The 1,360-nt window shown below is 35.7% G+C and carries 2 protein-coding genes; both read right to left on the reverse strand.

Features of this window, described 5'->3' with window-relative positions; translation table 11 throughout:
* Window positions 1-286 precede the first annotated feature (286 nt).
* Window positions 287-631: a DUF2500 domain-containing protein gene (locus tag KTHG_RS15160; RefSeq protein ID WP_126990388.1), complete on the reverse strand. Its 345-nt coding sequence runs from the start codon at window positions 629-631 to the stop codon at window positions 287-289.
* Between the two features lie 97 nt (window positions 632-728).
* Complete coding sequence (locus KTHG_RS15165; protein ID WP_255512482.1) at window positions 729-1,331, reverse strand: ABC transporter ATP-binding protein; 603 nt, start codon at window positions 1,329-1,331, stop codon at window positions 729-731.
* Window positions 1,332-1,360 lie beyond the last annotated feature (29 nt).

Consider the following 1,360-nt stretch of genomic DNA (forward strand, 5'->3'; position numbering starts at 1 on the left):
CTGCGCGTCCTTATAAATGAGCTCCCAAATGCGATATAAATCATCTTCAACAATTGGGCGAAGCGTTAATTCTTTGTCTGTATACATGGATATCCTCTTTTCAAAAGTTAATATGAATGGATTGAAAAGAGCTGTAGAAACTACTTTTCAATCACCTTAGTTACCTGTTTCATATCGATCATTCCTTTCTACATTAAATTAACTTTATGATAGCATGTTTTTGTATAGAAATACTTTTTTTAACAAAAAAGACCTTCAGAAAATTCTGAAAGCCTGTCGTTTACGCCTATTGTCGTTCAAAAGCTATGTATCGTGTCCCTTGAAATGTCAGCATCCCCATATCCTTATCTGCGAGCATCCCAAATTCCTTACCGTTTAATTTCAACTCCATACGGTCCCCGCTTTGTACTTCAAATGTCGCATAATACGTCGTATAGGAATGATTGCCTTGTACATCTGTTCTCTTTGAAATAACTTCCGCTGGTACGGTAAGTTGCGGAGCGTTGTTATTATCCACGTTCTCCTTCAATTTAGAAACGCCTAAAAAGATAATAGAGCCAAACACAATGACTGCAATAATTATGATGAAAATAGGCGCACTATCAAATAAAATCGTATCATCAAAAAACATTTTTATTCCCCCTTTAACTAATTATACGAAACGATTTCTATTTAGTTTCAAAAATAAAAAAAGGAACCGCTTCTATGCGCTTCCTTTTACGATATTGTTAGCCAACTTGCTTATTATCAATAAATATTTCTTCTAAGCTCTTCTCTTCGATATCAAAGCGATATACTGGAATATCAAAGCGATGGAAGCAACGCAAAATCTCTGCATTTTGTTGTTCATCATGAATTTGCACCGTTGTGAATTGCGATTTATGTTCAACAATCGGTGCAAATGCACTTAATTGGTCAAACCATGCATCTTTAGCATTCTGACTAATAGCACCATGCTTAATGCGTACGTGCATTTCATTCGTATCATTCGTTTTCAGCTCATGAATAGTACCGATTTTTGTAATGATACCATCTTTTAAAATGGCAATGCGGCTACATAATTTTTCGATTTCAGATAAGTTATGCGATGTTAAAAAAATCGTTTTTCCTTGTTTTTGTAGCGCTCGAATGAAATCTTGTAGGACAATCGCCGATTCTGCATCGACCCCAGATGTTGGCTCATCTAAGAAAATAAAATCCGGATCATGCACGACTGCTTGCGCAAAGCCTAATTTCTTTTTCATCCCAAATGAATATTTTCCTACTTTTGTACGACTATCATCTTTTAAGCCTACTTTTGTAAGAATGGCTTGTGCCTCTGCTTTTGACACTTTTTTCCGCTGATTTCAGCAAAATAACG

Source organism: Kurthia sp. Dielmo, from assembly GCF_000307285.2.
In the GTDB taxonomy this organism is placed as follows: Bacteria; Bacillota; Bacilli; order Bacillales_A; family Planococcaceae; genus Kurthia; species Kurthia populi.

What these genes read in the sequence shown, in the direction of transcription:
- KTHG_RS15160 (WP_126990388.1), bottom strand. Translation starts at nt 631, where the DNA reads ATGTTTTTTGATGATACGATTTTATTTGATAGTGCGCCTATTTTCATC.